The organism is Alteromonas sp. BZK5 (assembly GCF_014349115.1).
GTDB lineage: Bacteria > Pseudomonadota > Gammaproteobacteria > Enterobacterales > Alteromonadaceae > Alteromonas > Alteromonas macleodii.
In genome coordinates this window covers 1-1,795 of record NZ_JACSOE010000232.1, presented here as the reverse complement: position 1 = coordinate 1,795, position 1,795 = coordinate 1, and the positions used below count along the sequence as shown (strand labels likewise).

2 protein-coding genes are annotated in these 1,795 nt (G+C 41.1%); both read right to left on the bottom strand.

What is annotated here, in order from left to right; genetic code table 11:
• A partial coding sequence (locus tag BIZ39_RS21565; RefSeq protein ID WP_187448077.1) for a hypothetical protein occupies positions 1-460 on the bottom strand: 460 nt, incomplete at its 3' end.
• Positions 461-906: 446 nt separating this feature from the next.
• A partial coding sequence (locus tag BIZ39_RS21560; protein WP_187448076.1) for a tyrosine-type recombinase/integrase occupies positions 907-1,795 on the bottom strand: 889 nt, incomplete at its 5' end.

Sequence of the window (1,795 nt, the reverse complement as noted above, 5' to 3'; positions counted from 1 at the left end):
CGGTTATTGGGTTGGCTATGTCAGTAGACGGCACTTTTTTGTTATCGTAGCGCGCTATTTCACGCTCTACGAGGTCAAAGAACTTCAAAAACATAGCGCGATACCCAAGCTCTGAGATCTTTTTTCCCACCAATCGTGGGCATATCGACGAAAATTTTCGATATTCCAATTTGATATCAAGCATAAGCATGGCTATGACCACCGATTTTACATCGGGCGTGATGACATAACTCTCTAAATGCTTAGATGCTGACTCCACACAATCAACCGCTTTTTGTAATGACAACGCATCTAGTGTCTTAAGTTGACCTTCGATAGCCAGCTGGTCGTAAAGATCCGCTTCAATATCGGCGAACTCAGTCTTCAGAGAATCTATTTGTGTAAGTACAAACTCAAAGGAGGGTTCCACCTGCATAGCATCATTCTCATCGCATAATCTAAGATTAGGTTTGGCGTTCATGTTAAGGCTCACTATGTTACGTACTGACCATTGTATTAACGACATTCAATGGATAGTGAACAACGGCTTATATCACTAATATAAATAGGTTTTTTCAGCAGCAAGCAAATATTTAACAATTTATACTTAAATCTTCATTTTTCTAACGCTGTCAGTTACTTACGATATAATCGTTCAGTAGAAAAATATGATTGATAAGGGTGCAATTTACCTAAAAAATAGGAATTCACCTGAAAATCACGTAAACGTCTGATGACACTGATTAATTTATGAATTAAGCATATGCTGTGCTGATTTCTGCTCAAACATTAAAAAACACAACACCATCAACGAGTAATAACTTAAATTAGCATGAAATATAATCAGCGCTATCAATTTTTAATCCTACGGCGTTTTCAATAACAGTCTGGTTAGTTTTACCGTAGATTCTCAAAAGATAAGCCGTGTTATCTCACGTTGGCCATACCCGTTTTGGTCACATCAAACTCTTCACCGTAATGCATCGGCATCGCTGAACTTGTCCATCCACCCGCTTTTTGAATTTGATCTAATGAGACACCCCGCTCAAACATAGTTACTACACCTCCGACCCGAGTACTATGGCAGCTTGGTTTGAATTCAAGATTGAGTAAGGACGCTAAGTTCTTATATCTGGCTAACAGTGCATGGTATTGCATCGCGGTATCTTGTACCGTTTGCTTTGGGGAAAGTTTTCTCAATAAAGGGCCATCAGCAATGCCCGTTCTCGTAAGCCAGTTGTCGATAAGATTGATAGTGGTTGTTGAGATGTAGCCGTATTGGCCTTTACCTGATTTATCAGTCTTGGAGCGAGGCGCGAAAATCCGTTGTTTGGCAAAATCGATGTGATGGAGCTCAATGGCTAACAAATTGGATGCGCGGAATATTGTGTCTATCGCCGTGTTAAAGATGACGGCGTCACGTAACCCAATCAGCGAATCCGTATCGAGTTTTTCATTGATGGCGTCAATATTTTCAAGGCGCATGGGCGCGGCTTGCGACTGTCGGCTGGGCTTTTGATTTATCTTATGGTTGGTGTATTCGGCAAAGAGTTTTGACTGTTTCCATGGGTCGGGTAATTCGCTTACCCCGATGAAATAGCGCACTGACGCAATTTTTCGACGTATCGAATGATGCTTCAATTTGGTCGACATTAAGTAGTCCAGATAGGCACGACACGTTGTTTTAGTCACATTGACATCACTGGCCATCGCCGGCAACGCATTATCTTTGCAAAAACCCAGGTACTGATTAAAGTCATACTGATAAGCGCGTTTCGTATTTTCTGACTTTAATTCCCATACATCGTCTTTTAAC